We start from the raw sequence: 14,915 nt of genomic DNA, 5'->3' as shown, positions 1-14,915 counted from the left end.
CTATCAGCTATCAGCTATCAGCTATCAGCTATCAGCTATCAGCTATCAGCTATCAGCTATCAGCTATCAGCTATCAGCTATCAGCTATCAGCTATCAGCTATCAGCTATCAGCTATCAGCTATCAGCATACTTTCAATTCTGATTAATCTCGAACTATTAGGTGATACCCGTGGCAAATTCAATTCTTAATGGGTCAAGCGCACCTTTAAATTCTCCCGTTCAAGGTTTATTTTAAGTAAGCGATTCGCGTAGCGTGAGCTTTTAGCTGACGGCTGACGGCTGACGGCTGTTCGCGCAGCGTGCGCGTAGCGCATATGCTTACCTTGCCTCTTGCCTTGGCTTGAGGGAGTATATTCACAACTTAAATAAAAATGCTACATCATAGTTTTATTAATCTCAAATGCTAAGCTTTCAGCATCCAGCCCATGAGCACGAAGCACTTCCTGATTTTGACCGCATTTCGGAATATCAAATACTCCAAATTGCCTGACCTGTATTTGCCCAGACAATCCTAATTCTGCCAACCCACTTACAATCCGATCCCCCTGTCCTCCTATTACATAATGGTTATCCAGGGTAAACACCCAGGAGTAACCTTGGAGGATTTGTTCCAACCAGTCTAAATCCACAAAATTTAGCCAAGGCAAATTGACTACTTTTAGGGTGATACCGTGATTCTGAGCCAATAACTGGGCAGCTTGATAGGCTTGTGGCAGCAGCACGGGACCGTAACCAAATAAAATAGCGTCTTGCCCCTCAGTTAAGGCAATCCCCTGACCCAACTCCAACTGATAATCCTCTGGCAATTGATAGGGAATCTGACAGGGGATCGAGACTAGCCTGATATAGCAACTACTGATAGTTCGATGCAAACAGTAGTCTAGAGCTAGGGATACTTCTGCTTCATTAGCTGGTTCAATCATCACCATATTCGGTATCGCTCCTAGGGCAGAAATATCCCTTACCGATTGGTGAGAATGACCAGGACCACCGGGTAGCAACCCAGCTAGGGAGCCAACATAAATAATCTTAGTCCGTTCGGTAGCATTATTATAGATTTGCTCATTGGGTCTGGTGGATAGGAAACAAGCAAAGGAATGCACGATGGGCAGTAACCCTTTCAGTGCCATCCCCCCGGCCTGGGATACCATATCTTGTTCGGCAATGCCACACTCAAAGAACCGTTTCGGGAACTTGTCTTTAAAGGGAATCAACCCACAATCGAGCATTAAATCGGCATCTAGTACTACCAGGTCTTGATTCCGTTCTGCTTGGGTAACCAAAGCTTTGGAATAGGCACTAACCAGTCGTTGCGCCCCATTAGCTACAGCAGGTTTGGCATAGGATAGCATCTCCAATGCTAAGGGGGATGCTCCAACTTGTTCCAATTGGGTATTGGCAGCAGCAATTAGTTCTGCGACTCCGGTCGTGTAGGCTTCATCATCCGGTGCCCCACTATGGAAGTGATATAAGTTGTCTTCTGGTCTGATGGCCGTGTGTTCCATAAAGGAGATTCCTTTGCCCTTAATGGTGTCAGCAATCAGGATTTTGGGCTGATTAGTGACTGCTTTCAATTTTGCGATCGCATTCCCTAAAGCCTTGACATCATTGCCATCACAGCGCTCAACATACCAGCCATAGGCCGCAAACTTCCGTTCCAAGTCCCCCAAGTCACTCACTTCGGAAACCCAAGTATCGGACTGGATTTTATTATGATCCACAATCACAGTCATTTCATGGAGTCCCAGATTTGCTGCTGGTTGGAGAGACTCCCAAAACTGACCCTCCTGCAACTCCCCATCCCCAGTTAAGATATAAACGTTTCCCTCTCGACCCATCAGCCGATTTGCTAGGATCATCCCCTTAGCCTTAGAAACCCCCATTCCCAAGGAACCAGTATTCGTTTCCAACAACGGAATCGAAATATCTGGATGACCAGGAAGTCCATCTAACCGCCTCAAGCTATGGATACGCTCAAACTCCAGCAAACCATGGCCAATCAAAACCGAGTAAAAACCCGGTACATCGTGACCCTTAGAGGAAAAATAAATATCCCGTGGTTGATTAGAGTTAGTTTTCCTAACCCGTAATTCATTTAAAAACAGCCAACAAACAATATCTAAACTACTAAAACTACTACCAATATGCCCTGAACCCGCCTGTTTTATCATATATAAAGTATTGATTCGACAGTAGGTAGCAAAAAGCTCAGTATGAGTTTCGGGAGTAATGTCTAAATCCTTCAGGCGTTCAAACTCCCGAAACGGGACTAGAGATAGATTTGTCATTTAATAAATATAACTAAATTGGTTTTTGACAGACGAGAGGTAAGTGAGCGTCTCCCTGTTCTATTAAATAGTTCACATACCACCAATCTTTCAAGTCATTAATATCTAATCCCTCATGATCATGGGTAATAAATGGCATAATCACCTTTCCAGCAATTGTATACTCTTCCAGCACTACTCTTGACCAAGCAATTTCTAAGCTAGCATTTTGCACATAGACCTCTGGCAAGGCCTGATAGGGAGTACTATGCCAGGGGGTATGGGGGGTTGAAGGTTGGGGGGTTGAAGGTTGGGGGGTTGAAGGTTGGGGGGTTGAAGGTTGGGGGGTTGAAGGTTGTTCGCGTAGCGTGGCCTTTTGGCCAAGGTTGGCTGGTTGGGTGGTTAGCTGGTTGAAGGTTGTTCGCGTAGCGTGGCCTTTTGGCCAAGGTTGTTGGCCTTTGGGGTTCGAGAAGGGTAGGTTGGGGGGTTGGAGGTTATGGTTAACCTGACAATTGCCTAATTCAAAAGTGTTCTGCTCAAGCAACGGTTTCATCAGGCTGCCGTTGAGTACCCACATTTTCCCAGGATGCTGCTGGCATTTCTCTACTGCCCGTAAGGAGTCTACTTGATCAGCTTGAGCCAAAAACGCTTGCCAAGCTCGTTGAATCGTCTGGGGTTGGCGACAAGGACTGGTTGGTCGCAGGATGCTGAAGCAATCAAAGTCTCGCCCCAGATTACTCAAATGCCTCAGGGTGTAATCAATCCACTCAATATCTGGTGACTTGTCGGTAGCATACTCTGGCGGACGCAAAAATGGTACATCAGCGCTATAGTAACGAGCAATTTCCGCCACCTCTTCTGAGTCAGTGGAAACAATCACGGCTGAGAACACTTGGCTTTGAGTTGCAGCAGCAATAGTATAAGCAATTAACGGATGCCCTTTTAAACGACGAATATTTTTACCAGGTACTCGTTTGGAACCAGCCCGGGCTGGAATTAGGGCAACTACTGTCGGAGTTTTAGAATCCACCAATTTTCTTGATCTTAGACAATAATCTTGCTGGCAAATTTTTGATCACCACTTTATAGTTTACAGAAATAGGGAATAGGTAAGCTATCAGCTATCAGCTATCAGCTATCAGCTATCAGCTATCAGTTATCAGCTATCAGCTATCAGCTATCAGCTATCAGCTATCAGCTATCAGCTATCAGCTTAAGCGCTACGCGCACGCTACGCGAACAGCTATCAGCTATCAGTTATAGCAATCCTAAACGAGGTTTATTTTCAGCTGACGGCTAACAGCTGACGGCTGACAGCTAACGGTAGTCGGGAGTATAACGGGCATCTTGCCCGTTACAATTTTACTAGTAATTGTTGGTTTTATAATAACTCATTATTGCAGTTAGTTATCTATTAGTAATTACTAATTTTAATACTTGTCAATATTGACAAGTATAGTGTATAATTATATATGGCTCAATCAATTACTTTAAGTACAAATTACTGGGTTTTAGGAAGTAGGGATTAGGTAGTAATAATTGCTCCTTGCCACCGTGAATTAAATCCCACAGACAGGATTTACTTAATAAGGAAATAAACTTGTTCGCGTAGCGTGGCCTTTTGCCCAAGGTAAATCATCTGGTAAATCATAAGTAGTAAAAAACCGTTCTAATAGAGCAATGGTAAAAATTAACATTCACAGCGTGTAATCGCAAATCACACTATAAAAATAACACCATAAACAGAATCTACACTAGTTTAATCAAAATAATAGCGGTGATACTACTTAGGATTTACACAGATTTTTTATTTTATGCCCTATTGCCTGTTACCTAAAATCCAAAACGTACTTCAACCAATTGATAACTACTATCGTAAACATTCTATTGCAGCAAAGCAAATGACAAACTCAGACCAGTTTGATACTCGTTTCAACCTTTTACTAACTGCCTTCGAGCGGATCACCCAACAGATTGAACAGCTCGGTCAAAGAACCGATTCCAATGCTCGTGCCATCGAGCAGACCAACCAACAGATTAAACAGCTCGGTCACAGGATCGATTCTAATGCTCGTGCCATTGAAGCTCTAACCAATACTGTCCATGAGTTCAAACGAGATCGCGCTCAAGCATACTCTTTGATGGCAGATTTAGCTCAAAATCAATCCCGAATGTATGGCATGATGGCCAACTTAGATGAGCGACAGGAACAACTCTCCCAGCGACAAGGTGAGATTGTAGAAATTATGAAGTTACTGACTAAATCTAATTAGGATTTAGAACCACTAGGGTGAGGATTTAGCTATAAACAGTCAGCTGACTGCTTATAGCTATTGAGAAAACACTAAACACTATTGCAGCAAATGACAAACTCAGACCAGTTTGATACCCGTTTCAATCTTTTACTAACTGCGATCGAGCAGATTAGCCAACAAATTGAACAGCTTCGTCAAAGAACCGATTCTAATGCTCGTGCCATTGAAGCTTTAACCGATACTGTCAATGAGTTCAAACGCGTTCGCGTAGCGTGGCCAAAGGCCATCGCTCTCAACTGTATTCTGTAATGGCTAATTTAGCACAATCTCAGTCTAATTTATTTCAATCTCAGGCTAATTTAGCGGACAGTCAATCCCGAATGTATGGCATTATGGAAAATTTAGATGAGCGACAGGAACAACTTTCTCAGGGACAGGAACAACTGTCTAACCGACAGGGGGAGATTGTAGAAATTCTGAAATTATTGACTCAATCTAATTAGGGTTTATAACCACTAGCGTAAGCTATCAGCTTAAGCGCTACGCGCACGCGATCGCGTTCAGCTGATAGCTTACAGATCTTGATAAAACACTACACACTATTGCAGCAAAGTAAATGACAAACTCAGACCAGTTTGATACCCGTTTCAACCTTTTATTTACTGCCATTGAGCGCATCGACCAACAGATTGAACAGCTCGGTCACAGAATTGAACAGCTTCGTCAAAGAACCGATTCCAATGCTCGTGCTATCGAAGCTCTAACCGATACTGTTAATGAGTTCAAACGGGATCGCGCTCGACTGTATTCTGTGATGGCCGATTTAGCAAACTCTCAGTCTAATTTAGCTCAAAGTCAATCCCGAATGTATGGCCTAATGGAGAACTTAGATGAGCGACAAGAACAACTTTCCCAGCGACAGGAACAACTGTCTAACCGACAGGGTGAGATTGTAGAAATTCTGAAATTATTGACTAAATCTCAACCAGCTTAAATCTAAGCTATCAGCCCTCAGCTATCAGCGGTCAGCTGAGGGCTGATAGCTGAATGCTTAAGCAAAAGGGGCAAGGGAGATTTATATCAATTGTTTTGGTTCCCTTCTAGTAAACTATCCAGCTTATTTTCAATGGTGTTAAGTTTCCTGAGAATAGTGGGACGGTCATCATCGATAGCTATTAACATCCGAGTCAATCCTTCCTCAACTCTGGTAACTCTATTGACAACCTCTTCCATGGTCTGAATTCTCTCTCCATGGTCATTGGCAATAGCTTCTACAGAACGAGCTAATGACTGCACCACTGCTTCAACCTCTTCCATGGTCTGAATTCTCTGTTGATGATCATTAGTAAGAGCTTCTACAGAACGAGCTAATGACTCCACCACTGCTTCAACATTTTCAATGGTATGAATTCTCTGTTGATGGTCATTAGCAAGAGCTAGTACAGAACGGGCTAATGACTCCACCACTGCTTCAATCCGGTCTAATCTATCGTTGTTATTACTCACTGCTATAGCATTTATAAATAGCTTATGAACACCAATACTAATTTAGTATAGCATTTCGATTTAGTATAGCATTTCCTGTAGTAATTTAATAAAAATATTACCGCTTTTTACATTACCCAAAATCCCTTTATACTCGATTAATTATTGCCTGTTGGGTGCATCTCACTTTTGCCTAATTTCAAAACTGAGATGCACCGGTACCTACTCCCTACTCCCTACTCCCTACTCCCTACTCCCTACTCCCTTTCCTAATACCTTACTCACAAATCAGTTTTTTATTACTGATGAGTAATTGAGGCTAAACCTTTTGTTTAGATGGGGAAGGTTTCAGCTTACGTTTGATGGTTGAAGCTAAGCCGAGAATGGCAAGGGTAAAGATACTTATACTATGAGTGGGTTCAGGGACAATCACCGGTTTCGCAGAAAAACTAATCGGCAACTCGCTATCTTCTGGTCCAAAATTTTCAAAACCAGTGATAAATGGCGGTGCTGAAAAAATTTCAAAAAAACTAGGGGGCTGCAAAAAACTAGCGAAAAAGACATTAACAAAGTTTCCAGCTGAGGTGGAAAATCCAAAGCCGTCAGTTGTTAACTGATTACCATCAATACTAATTAAATTGTCAACCTCGAAAGGTTCGTTTCCCGGTGTAGAAGTACCAGTAGGTTGCAAACCAGTAATTGTTTCGCTGTTGCGCGTGCCAGTAATTTCATAAATCAGGAAAAAACCCAAATCATCAGGAGTATCATTAGTAGTGAAAGTACCACTGGCTTCGATACCAGGAGCAGAATAACTCCAGTTCCAATTTAAAGCTGAAGCTGCCTGGGGTGCCACCAAAACCAATCCAGAGGTAGCAATCAGGAGTGTGGTAGATAGCAGAGTTAGATTTTTCATCGCAAATTTAGGGTTGATCAAAACTGTAATTTAGACTAAACATTGAATAATATAGCGTTTCTCTCAGTTATGAGGTACGCTTTTCAACTTCAAAGTCCCCCTTATTAAGGGGGATTTAGGGGGATCAAGTTGTACCTTATGGGATATAGAATTAAATAATAACTCAATACATGAAGCCGCACAACATGATTATCCGAGATGCAGAAATAAGGGATCGTGAGAGCCTGCGCTCCTTACATATGTCAGCCTTTCCGATCGGGGAGGGTGATATGGTGGCAGGTCTCGCTGATGACCTCATCTCCAATATTACCGAGCCATGTACCTTATCATTGGTAGCAGTCGATGACAATAAAATAATTGGAAACGTTGCATATAGTCCTGTATTTATTTCCGAAAAACAAGATTTTCATGGCTATATTCTGGCACCACTCGCTGTTAAGCCAGAATGCCAAGGTAATGGTATCGGGAGTCAACTAATTGATGCTGGGATTAAGAGATTGCGTAGTATGAATGTGAATATTGTCTTCGTGTATGGTGATCCTAGGTATTATCAACGATTTGGCTTTAAGGCAGAGTTGGCAACACATTTCATTCCTCCATATCCATTGCAGTGGCCTTTTGGTTGGCAGGCGCTCCTACTTCGCGAGATAGAGAAGTCAGGTGCTGCTGTGAATATCAAATGCGTAAAATCTTTAAACAATCCTAAACTATGGTGATAGGTTGCTAGGATTGCAATAACACTTTCAATTATGTTTTAAAACCATAGTATTATCGTTAGTTTTAGGGATGGATTTGCTGCCAAATTGTACCAAATACTCTTCCCATACTCCCCTGAGCCGCATAGTCCTAGATTCCTGGCATAAAAAGATTTGAAAGATTTGGTTGATTTTCATAAAGGGGTTTTGACAAGCGGATTTGGTATTAGATCTTCCCAATAGATCTTCCAAGTTAAGGGAAATAATGCGAGTTGTAGGATGTTCCTCTCCCAACTGTTTGACAGCAATCTTTCGAGCCTGCTGGTACAGGGGTTCCGCTTCCAAGTACTGTCCCTGACTTTCGTACAGTACTGCCAGGTTGTTGAGGATTTCTGCCACATCTGGGTGTTCTTGGCCCAGGAGGCGTTTCCTCAGGTCTAAAGCTTGCAGGTAAAGGAGTTCCGCTTTTTGGTATCGCCTCTGACTATAGTACAGTAAAGCCAGGTTTTGGAGGGTGCTTGCCACATCTCGGTGTTGTTGACCCAGCAGACGTTTCATCAAGTCTAAGGCTTGCAGGTAAAGGGGTTCCGCTTTTTGGTATCGCCCCTGCTTCCAGTACAAATAAGCCAGGTTGTTGAGGCTGATGGCCACATCAGGGTGTTCTTCACCCAAGCGCTCTCTAACCGTTGATAAGCATTGCTCATACCAAGGCCATGCTTGTTCGTAAGCGCCTTGACCATGGTAAAACCAGGCTAAGCCAACAAAAGGACAGATTAAATCTTCGTTATTTAAGTAATCCTTTTGGTTAGTGACAACTTCCACCAGGTGAGGGATAGCAGGGGTAATTGCTAGAATGTCTGACTGAGTTGGGGTCTCAGGAATATTCTTTGCTATTGTTACTATCGCTGAACAAAAGCCCTGTTTGAGGATTTCAATATCAGCTAATTGTTCCCCCTTGATACTCAAAAAGTCTCTAATCCGTTCCTGAAGTTGGTAGGTATTATCATCCAACTTCTGTAGTAAATACTTTTGAACTAAGATATCCCGATTAACGACCAAATCAAAGTCTAAGCTAGCAGCTCTAGCAGCCTTTGAAACTAATGACCAGGGAATAGGAGCTAAAGCAAATAAACTCAAGAGACCAGCCATGGTTTGAGCTGAAGACTCTAAGGAATCCCAATTGAGTTCCAGCACAACATCTGTACCAGAGTCACCTTCTTGAGATTGCTTCTGCTCTAGGAGCAATAAAATTTCTTCTAGCATCATGTACTCCCTGGCTTTGAGAACAGCCCTGCCAACGTATATAAAGCTAAAGGTTCAAAGTGAACTTTTTTACAGAGTGTTTTGGCAAACTCTAGCTCTTGTTGATCAAACTCTTGCCTTAACAAGTTTGCTAATAACTCTAGAGCCTCATTTTCTGGTAATCCCCCCAGAGAAAGTGATGGATAGGTTAACTGTGAGCTACGTGTGGTGATTAATACCCTGAATCGAGAACCCATGGGCGGTAAGTAGTCTTTGATTTGCTCGATGTTAGTGACATTATCGAAAACTAATAAAACCTTACCTGGTTGCCAGCTACGCCAGCAATAAGCTAGTTGGCTAGCAATGCTGAAATTTTCAGGAATATTAAAACCAGGAAATTCATTCACAATTGCAAATTCCGAGAGCTGGGTGACGATATCCACTCCCTTGAAATACAACCAACAACATCCACCGGGATAATCTTCTAATTTGTACCAAGAGTATTGAATTGCTAGTTCTGTTTTCCCTACTCCCCCCTTACCTGTGCGATCAGTAATCGCCACAATAGTATTGTCTTGCAATAGCTGATCTAACTTTTCCAGTGGCTGGTGTCTATCCACAAACTTACAGGCTTGAGTACTGGGTATATTGTGGGAAATTTCAAAGGGATTAGGATGATAATCCTCCCGATCACCATCCCAACTGCGCCGATAAAAATAGGTTGGTAGTTGTTGTTTATTTAAACTAGCAAATTGTTGTTTAACGTGCTTAGCAACTGCTGGCATATCTGGCAGCCAGTCATGGTGCGCCAACGCTTCTCTTACTGCTTGGGAAAAGTATCCCATTTTTTCTGAGGAGTTAACTTTGGCTGTCTCCCCTTCTCTAGTAGCTAGTAAGACAAACTGTTGACTGTCTTTCCTAGGTTGACCACTAGGAAACTGTTTCCCTCCCAAATTGGTTGGTCGCCCTTTTGACTCTAAAACATAATTAGCACAAGCATCGACTATACAAATATGATGTGGAATTTTAAAGGCATCTGAACCTAAAAGCAGTAACAGGGAATTAAAATCTAGATTCTGCCAATTATTTTTACTAGCATCAGCACAAAGTAGCCTGCGATTCCGCTCCGAAGTAATTAAACCATGACCAGCCCAAAACATAAACAGTAAATCTCCGTTTTTTTGGGACAGGTCATTGGTAATGATATCAACTAGATTATGCTCCGTTGCTGGCTTTGACGTTATCTCAAATTCCTTAACCAGTTCACTATTTTCAGTTAAAGGAGACAAACAGAGCTTGATATTATCTGTTGGCACTGCTTGTGATAACAACCAATCAGCAAACTTGATGGCATCATGAACGGGACCATTAACATTCCAGTTTGTTGCTTGATAGTTCTCGATACCGACAATCAACCCATAGGTTTTTTCTGGCCTAGCATTAATGGTCATGGAGTGCATCTCACTTTTATAAATGTCCCGTAGGGTGCGTTAGGGGCGGACTTGCCATGATTTTTTGCGTAGCCAGGGTTGTGATAGCCCGCCCCGTAACGCACCACCGGTTCAAACAGCAAATATGAGATGAACCCATAGTCATGGTAATCGCGGGATAATTGCTTTCCAGGTAGCTGGGTTTGTCCAATAAGCACTATGAGCTTGGGGAAACGGTTGTTTACTATCCACCAAAACATCCTGCACTTTATTAGGGAATAGAGTAGCGCCAATGTAACTAAGGAAATCGCGTGAATCATAAATATTCAACCACTCCGGAAAAAAGTCGGGCAGAGGCTGACCAAATTCTAGGCTATATAAGCCATTAATTTCGTATAAAAAGGGAGCTTGAGAACCAACTGTAATTAATAATGTCACCTGTGCCATTGGTTCAGTTACCAGTAAATCAACACAAGCAATCCCTCCTAAACTATGGGCTAATATAACAACTGGTGGTTCAGCATCTTCTATAGTTTTTTGGATAAAATCACGTATTTTATGACCCCGACTTTGATAGAGTATAATATCACCAGGTGTAGGAGTATTTGCTTCAGTAATTGCACCCCTCTTACTCCTCACCCAAGCTGTCGCTGGACCCGCCAATAAGGAAAGTGGTTTCTGGATCCAGTCACCCAATCCCAAGTCTTCCTCCTTACCCAAAGCATTACTGAGTGATTTCACGAGTTGATCACGCAATTCCGGATCAGGAAGGATGAAGCCATGGTGGTGCTGCTGAGAGTCAAAAATTGCCTGAGCAACAATTGCTCTTGCGATAGTATCATAACAGTCACTATCTGAATCAGAGACTTGGTTTAATACTTCTTGATAAACAGCACTGCGAGTAACATGGCGTCGTGCCTGATCAAACACCTCTGCTATGCCCGCTGCTTGTAATTTTTCTTGCAATTCTCCAGTAGGAATCAAATCCAGCAACCGGTCATGTAATTGATCACCCGGTTGTTCTCCAAAGGGATTACTATCACCACCAGTCCTAGGTTTAAACGACAACAATCCCAACTCATAAAGGGGATTGCGATATAACTCCTGCCAAAGAATAATAGTTTGATCCTCTTCTTCTCCCTGATCCAGAGCTAAGGTAGCATCATACAAGGGTATCGATGCCCCTTCAGCATTGAGCTTACTCCCAAATTGCTCACCCCAAAAGCAAGGAACAACGGTAATATCTGGACGTTGTTTTGTGACAAAACCCTCAACTATCTTAAAGGTTTGCTCATAGGCAGCTTGCCTAACCCCTGTGCCATGGACAAATACGAGAGTTGTCATAGTTGAGAAGATAGTTGATCAATATCTATATATTTTACTGTGAGCGGTCAGCGGTCAGCGGTCAGGGGTCAGCGGTCAGGGGTCAGCCGTCAGCGGTCAGCGGTCAGCCGTCAGCAGACTTAACTCAGATTAAAAGAATGCTTATATCTTTTATTCAAAAGCTGAAAGGTAAGCATATGCCCTACGTGCAGGCTACTTGATGTGACTTCAGCTGATAGCTGTTCGTGTAGCGTGCGCGTAGCGCATAAGCTGATAACTGATAACTGACCGCTAGCTGATAGCACCTCAAGTAGCGTGGCCAACGGCCTTTAGCTGATAGCTGATAACTGACCGCTGATAACTGACCGCTAGCTGATAGCTGATAACTGACCGCTGATAACTGACCGCTAGCTGATAGCTGATAACTGACCGCTGATAACTGACCGCTAATAGCTGATAGCTGATAGCTTAGATAAAAAAATTCGGTCAAGTTTGGTTTAACCCAAATGCTTGACCGAATTCTATTGTGTAAACCTAATTGAGTACAGCTTAGCTGTCATCAAATCCAAACAAAAACTGAATCAAGGAATCCATTCTTATCAAGTTACTCAGGTACTGCTTTCCAGCAAGCACATCCTAACTCTGTTTACATTATACCCGATACTTTTTAGCTACCAAAGTCTACCAAGATAGACCTTGGCCCGCCAATGCAAGATGCAATAGCATCCAGGGGGTATCTCCCAAAGCTCTCAGGAATATCCCGCGAGCGCCATAAAAATGTCAAAACGTTAGTTCCACCGTAGGTCGAGAGCGCAACTATTAAACCCTTGGTTTTCGGCTTTAATTTAAGTTACATAATAATCCCTGTCGGTGTTACCCTAATTTAAGTCTAACAAATAATAAAAGTTTTTGGTAGACTCTGCGACATTTTCTCTAGCTGTTTACTAACCCTCCACGTAAGCATTCAGTAGTCAGCCGTCAGTGGTCAGTGGTCAGTGGTCAGTGGTCAGTGGTCAGTGGTCAGTGGTCAGTGGTCAGTGGTCAGTGGTCAGCCGTTGGCCACGCTACGCGAATGGCTGATAACTGATACGCGACACGCTGATACGCGACACGCTGATAGCTGATAGCTTAAAAATAACCTCCACAATTCTTGGCCGCCAGGGCGGCAAACCCTGGCAAAACCCTATCCTAATCTAGATATAAATACCGAATCAAGGTGGTCATCACCTCACCAGGATTTTCCGTAGGCTCGGGAGTGCTCCACTCATCGGGATAGGCGTATTTAAGGCCATAAATGGCATAAATAGTATGCCGAACTTGTTTAGGAGAACCAATCAAGATGTGCTTGACTTTCTTAGGTTTGCGACCTTGATTGTCAGGGTTTTGATTGTCATCGGAGTTGGGGTTAATGTTTTGATTCATGACCAGTAATTAGTGTAAATGGTTTACACTATAAATATATTAATAAATTAATATATTGTCAAGGGGTTTAGGAATTTTTTTTGTTACGAAATATGGAGATTGTGGAGAGGGTGGGGAGTGTTTAAAGTGTGGCCAGGGTGGGAATATCAAATAGTTTTTATTTGTTTACATTTTTGATAAAAATAATCCTATAGAGTTAGGGCAGCAGTAATCGTAGGGTGGGCAGTGCTTCATAGCAATTAAAAAGCTTGTAATCGGTTGAATCGGCACTGCCCACCGACAGTAACTTAGGGAAGTATGGGGCAGCAGTAATCGTAGGGTGGGCAGTGCTTCATAGCAATTAAAAAGCTTGTAATCGGTTGAATCGGCACTGCCCACCGACAGTAACTTAGGGAAGTATGGGGCAGCAGTAATCGTAGTAATCGTAGGGTGGGCAGTGCTTCATAGCAATTAAAAAGCTTGTAATCGGTTGAATCGGCACTGCCCACCGACAGTAACTTAGGGAAGTATGGGGCAGCAGTAATCGTAGGGTGGGCAGTGCTTCATAGCAATTAAAAAGCTTGTAATCGGTTGAATCGGCACTGCTGCCCACCGACAGTAACTTAGGGAAGTATGGGGGAGCAGTAATCGTAGGGTGGGCAGTGCTTCATAGCAATTAAAAAGCTTGTAATCGGTTGAATCGGCACTGCCCACCGACAGTAAATTAACTCGACAAAATAGTTAATTGTATTATTTTTTAATAATGTTAATCGTCAGGTGGGCAGTGCTTCATACCAATTAAAAAGCTGACAATCTCGAAGGTAAGCACTGCCCACCCTACATCTCTAATGAGGGATTTTTTCCCTCTTGCCTCTTGCCTCTTGCCTCTTGCCTCTTGCCTCTTGCCTGCTCCCTGCTCCGAACGCGCCCCGCGTGGCCTACGGCCTCAGTCCCTGCTCCCTAAAACCCATAAATTTGTACCTCACAAGTTGTAGAATTGCTATATCATTATCGGGGAGAAGAATTAGTGGACAGCAGAAAATACGCTGCAGCAACCCAGCGCAACCGGGAACCAATTTTAAAAGTACTTTTAGAGATACTACCAGCCACTGGCACAATTTTAGAAATTGCTAGCGGTACCGGAGAACATGCTATCTATTTTGCACAACAGTTAAACCCTCGAAAATGGATTCCTTCCGATATCAATGCTTCCCTCCGTGAAAGTATTATCGCCTGGGCTAAAGATTACCCTAGCGACAACCTCCATCAAACCCTTGATATTGATGTCAGTCAGCCAGTTTGGAAAGTAGAAACGGAAATACTATCAGAAATACCAGATATTGTAGCGATGGTGAACATTAATATGATTCACATTTCACCATGGTCTACTTGTTTAGGATTAATGGCAGGTGCTGGTCGTATCCTTTCATCAGGAGATATTCTATATTTATACGGTCCCTACAAACAAGGTAATAAACATACTGCACTTTCCAATGCTGATTTTGACTCCTATTTACGAGAACAAAACCCAGAATGGGGAGTACGTAATTTAGAAGATGTTGTAGACGTTGCTAATACTCATAATCTCATCCTTGAAAAAACTTATCAAATGCCAGCTAATAATCTTTCAGTAGTATTTAAACACATGTAAGTAAAATCGTAGGGTGGGCAGTGCCTAAGACCCATCCTAAAACTTGTAGTTGCTTTGATAAGCACTGCCCACCCTACTTGGATATAGTGCTACGCGCAAGGCATGCATGCCTTTAGCATGCATGCTAAAGAGAATAAAAATCATCGTAGGGTGGGCAGTGCCTAAGACCAATTTCAAAGGTTACCATCGCTATGATACTTACTGCCCACCCTACATCAACTAAAATAATTTAAAATTGCTATAATAAAATTA

At 42.7% G+C, this 14,915-nt stretch carries 19 protein-coding genes; 9 read left to right on the top strand and 10 right to left on the bottom strand.

What is annotated here, in order from left to right; genetic code table 11:
* On the top strand, positions 1–190 hold a 190-nt coding region (locus tag F6K64_RS28560), incomplete at its 5' end, for a hypothetical protein (protein ID WP_287267144.1).
* Here F6K64_RS28560 and F6K64_RS28555 read toward each other — a convergent pair.
* Genes F6K64_RS28555 through F6K64_RS28545 form a run of 3 tightly spaced genes read right to left on the bottom strand, consistent with a single transcriptional unit; the run spans position 187 to position 3,298 of the window.
* On the bottom strand, positions 187–315 hold the full coding sequence (locus F6K64_RS28555) for a hypothetical protein (RefSeq protein WP_287267141.1): 129 nt from the start codon (positions 313–315) through the stop codon (positions 187–189). The two genes, F6K64_RS28560 and F6K64_RS28555, sit on opposite strands and share 4 nt — an antisense overlap.
* 60 nt (positions 316–375) lie before the next feature.
* A complete protein-coding gene (locus tag F6K64_RS28550) occupies positions 376–2,289 on the bottom strand; it encodes a thiamine pyrophosphate-binding protein (RefSeq protein ID WP_287267139.1) in 1,914 nt (637 codons plus the stop codon).
* Positions 2,290–2,302: 13 nt separating this feature from the next.
* The gene (locus F6K64_RS28545; RefSeq protein WP_287253798.1) at positions 2,303–3,298 is read right to left on the bottom strand and encodes an acylneuraminate cytidylyltransferase family protein; all 996 of its coding nucleotides are present in this window, start codon (positions 3,296–3,298) and stop codon (positions 2,303–2,305) included.
* 784 nt (positions 3,299–4,082) lie between these two features.
* Between F6K64_RS28545 and F6K64_RS28540 the strand changes: the two genes are divergently transcribed.
* The 4 genes from F6K64_RS28540 (at position 4,083) to F6K64_RS28525 (ending at position 5,517) form a co-directional block, all read left to right on the top strand.
* Positions 4,083–4,541, top strand: coding sequence for a hypothetical protein (locus F6K64_RS28540; protein WP_287267137.1), 459 nt, complete (start codon positions 4,083–4,085; stop codon positions 4,539–4,541).
* Between the two features lie 90 nt (positions 4,542–4,631).
* Complete coding sequence (locus F6K64_RS28535; RefSeq protein WP_008181902.1) at positions 4,632–4,832, top strand: hypothetical protein; 201 nt, start codon at positions 4,632–4,634, stop codon at positions 4,830–4,832.
* Complete coding sequence (locus F6K64_RS28530; RefSeq protein WP_008181903.1) at positions 4,832–5,026, top strand: hypothetical protein; 195 nt, start codon at positions 4,832–4,834, stop codon at positions 5,024–5,026. Before F6K64_RS28535 ends, F6K64_RS28530 begins: the two co-directional genes overlap by 1 nt.
* A gap of 113 nt (positions 5,027–5,139) precedes the next feature.
* Positions 5,140–5,517 carry a hypothetical protein gene (locus tag F6K64_RS28525; RefSeq protein WP_287253795.1) on the top strand — a complete coding sequence of 126 codons (378 nt, stop codon included), beginning with the start codon at positions 5,140–5,142 and terminating at the stop codon, positions 5,515–5,517.
* An 86-nt stretch (positions 5,518–5,603) separates the two neighbouring features.
* On the opposite strand, the gene F6K64_RS28520 is transcribed toward F6K64_RS28525, so the two are convergent.
* Positions 5,604–6,029 (bottom strand): hypothetical protein, encoded by a 426-nt coding sequence (locus tag F6K64_RS28520; protein WP_008181906.1) that lies wholly within the window; start codon positions 6,027–6,029, stop codon positions 5,604–5,606.
* Between the two features lie 151 nt (positions 6,030–6,180).
* Between F6K64_RS28520 and F6K64_RS28515 the strand changes: the two genes are divergently transcribed.
* Complete coding sequence (locus F6K64_RS28515; RefSeq protein WP_154659737.1) at positions 6,181–6,321, top strand: hypothetical protein; 141 nt, start codon at positions 6,181–6,183, stop codon at positions 6,319–6,321.
* A gap of 6 nt (positions 6,322–6,327) precedes the next feature.
* Here F6K64_RS28515 and F6K64_RS28510 read toward each other — a convergent pair whose 3' ends face one another.
* Positions 6,328–6,921 carry a PEP-CTERM sorting domain-containing protein gene (locus tag F6K64_RS28510; RefSeq protein ID WP_287267134.1) on the bottom strand — a complete coding sequence of 198 codons (594 nt, stop codon included), beginning with the start codon at positions 6,919–6,921 and terminating at the stop codon, positions 6,328–6,330.
* A gap of 185 nt (positions 6,922–7,106) precedes the next feature.
* Between F6K64_RS28510 and F6K64_RS28505 the strand changes: the two genes are divergently transcribed.
* Positions 7,107–7,637 (top strand): GNAT family N-acetyltransferase, encoded by a 531-nt coding sequence (locus F6K64_RS28505; protein ID WP_287267131.1) that lies wholly within the window; start codon positions 7,107–7,109, stop codon positions 7,635–7,637.
* A 27-nt stretch (positions 7,638–7,664) separates the two neighbouring features.
* Here the strand turns inward: F6K64_RS28505 and F6K64_RS28500 are convergent, their stop codons facing one another.
* The 3 genes from F6K64_RS28500 to F6K64_RS28490 all read right to left on the bottom strand — a co-directional run bounded on the left by F6K64_RS28500 (position 7,665) and on the right by F6K64_RS28490 (position 11,632).
* Complete coding sequence (locus F6K64_RS28500) at positions 7,665–8,879, bottom strand: tetratricopeptide repeat protein (protein WP_287267128.1); 1,215 nt, start codon at positions 8,877–8,879, stop codon at positions 7,665–7,667.
* Entirely contained in the window at positions 8,879–10,309 is a 1,431-nt protein-coding gene (locus F6K64_RS28495; protein ID WP_287267127.1) for a caspase family protein, read from the bottom strand. The genes F6K64_RS28500 and F6K64_RS28495 overlap by 1 nt, the downstream gene beginning before the upstream one ends.
* A gap of 141 nt (positions 10,310–10,450) precedes the next feature.
* Positions 10,451–11,632 (bottom strand): hypothetical protein, encoded by a 1,182-nt coding sequence (locus F6K64_RS28490; protein WP_008181916.1) that lies wholly within the window; start codon positions 11,630–11,632, stop codon positions 10,451–10,453.
* Positions 11,633–11,646: 14 nt separating this feature from the next.
* On the opposite strand from F6K64_RS28490, the gene F6K64_RS28485 reads away from it, so the two are divergent.
* Positions 11,647–11,832 (top strand): hypothetical protein, encoded by a 186-nt coding sequence (locus F6K64_RS28485; RefSeq protein ID WP_131827191.1) that lies wholly within the window; start codon positions 11,647–11,649, stop codon positions 11,830–11,832.
* Here the strand turns inward: F6K64_RS28485 and F6K64_RS28480 are convergent.
* Together F6K64_RS28480 and F6K64_RS28475 are read right to left on the bottom strand one after the other, a co-directional pair.
* Complete coding sequence (locus tag F6K64_RS28480; protein WP_008181917.1) at positions 11,814–12,101, bottom strand: hypothetical protein; 288 nt, start codon at positions 12,099–12,101, stop codon at positions 11,814–11,816. The genes F6K64_RS28485 and F6K64_RS28480 overlap by 19 nt on opposite strands.
* 698 nt (positions 12,102–12,799) lie before the next feature.
* A complete protein-coding gene (locus F6K64_RS28475; protein WP_008181918.1) occupies positions 12,800–13,033 on the bottom strand; it encodes a hypothetical protein in 234 nt (77 codons plus the stop codon).
* A gap of 1,006 nt (positions 13,034–14,039) precedes the next feature.
* Here F6K64_RS28475 and F6K64_RS28470 point away from each other — a divergent pair.
* Positions 14,040–14,663, top strand: coding sequence for a DUF938 domain-containing protein (locus F6K64_RS28470; RefSeq protein ID WP_044494669.1), 624 nt, complete (start codon positions 14,040–14,042; stop codon positions 14,661–14,663).
* The last annotated feature ends 252 nt before the right edge of the window (positions 14,664–14,915 follow it).

The organism is Moorena sp. SIO3A2, assembly GCF_010672265.1.
Classification (GTDB): Bacteria; Cyanobacteriota; Cyanobacteriia; order Cyanobacteriales; family Coleofasciculaceae; genus Moorena; species Moorena producens.
This window is presented reverse-complemented; position numbering and strand designations above follow the sequence as displayed.

Coding starts and splice junctions, on each gene's coding strand:
- F6K64_RS28475 (WP_008181918.1), bottom strand. CDS start 13,033: ATGAATCAAAACATTAACCCCAACTCCGATGACAATCAAAACCCTGAC.
- F6K64_RS28510 (WP_287267134.1), bottom strand. CDS start 6,921: ATGAAAAATCTAACTCTGCTATCTACCACACTCCTGATTGCTACCTCT.
- F6K64_RS28525 (WP_287253795.1), top strand. CDS start 5,140: ATGACAAACTCAGACCAGTTTGATACCCGTTTCAACCTTTTATTTACT.
- F6K64_RS28550 (WP_287267139.1), bottom strand. CDS start 2,289: ATGACAAATCTATCTCTAGTCCCGTTTCGGGAGTTTGAACGCCTGAAG.
- F6K64_RS28490 (WP_008181916.1), bottom strand. CDS start 11,632: ATGACAACTCTCGTATTTGTCCATGGCACAGGGGTTAGGCAAGCTGCC.
- F6K64_RS28530 (WP_008181903.1), top strand. CDS start 4,832: ATGGCTAATTTAGCACAATCTCAGTCTAATTTATTTCAATCTCAGGCT.
- F6K64_RS28505 (WP_287267131.1), top strand. CDS start 7,107: ATGATTATCCGAGATGCAGAAATAAGGGATCGTGAGAGCCTGCGCTCC.
- F6K64_RS28555 (WP_287267141.1), bottom strand. CDS start 315: ATGCGCTACGCGCACGCTGCGCGAACAGCCGTCAGCCGTCAGCCGTCA.
- F6K64_RS28500 (WP_287267128.1), bottom strand. CDS start 8,879: ATGCTAGAAGAAATTTTATTGCTCCTAGAGCAGAAGCAATCTCAAGAA.
- F6K64_RS28495 (WP_287267127.1), bottom strand. CDS start 10,309: ATGACCATTAATGCTAGGCCAGAAAAAACCTATGGGTTGATTGTCGGT.
- F6K64_RS28535 (WP_008181902.1), top strand. CDS start 4,632: ATGACAAACTCAGACCAGTTTGATACCCGTTTCAATCTTTTACTAACT.
- F6K64_RS28540 (WP_287267137.1), top strand. CDS start 4,083: ATGCCCTATTGCCTGTTACCTAAAATCCAAAACGTACTTCAACCAATT.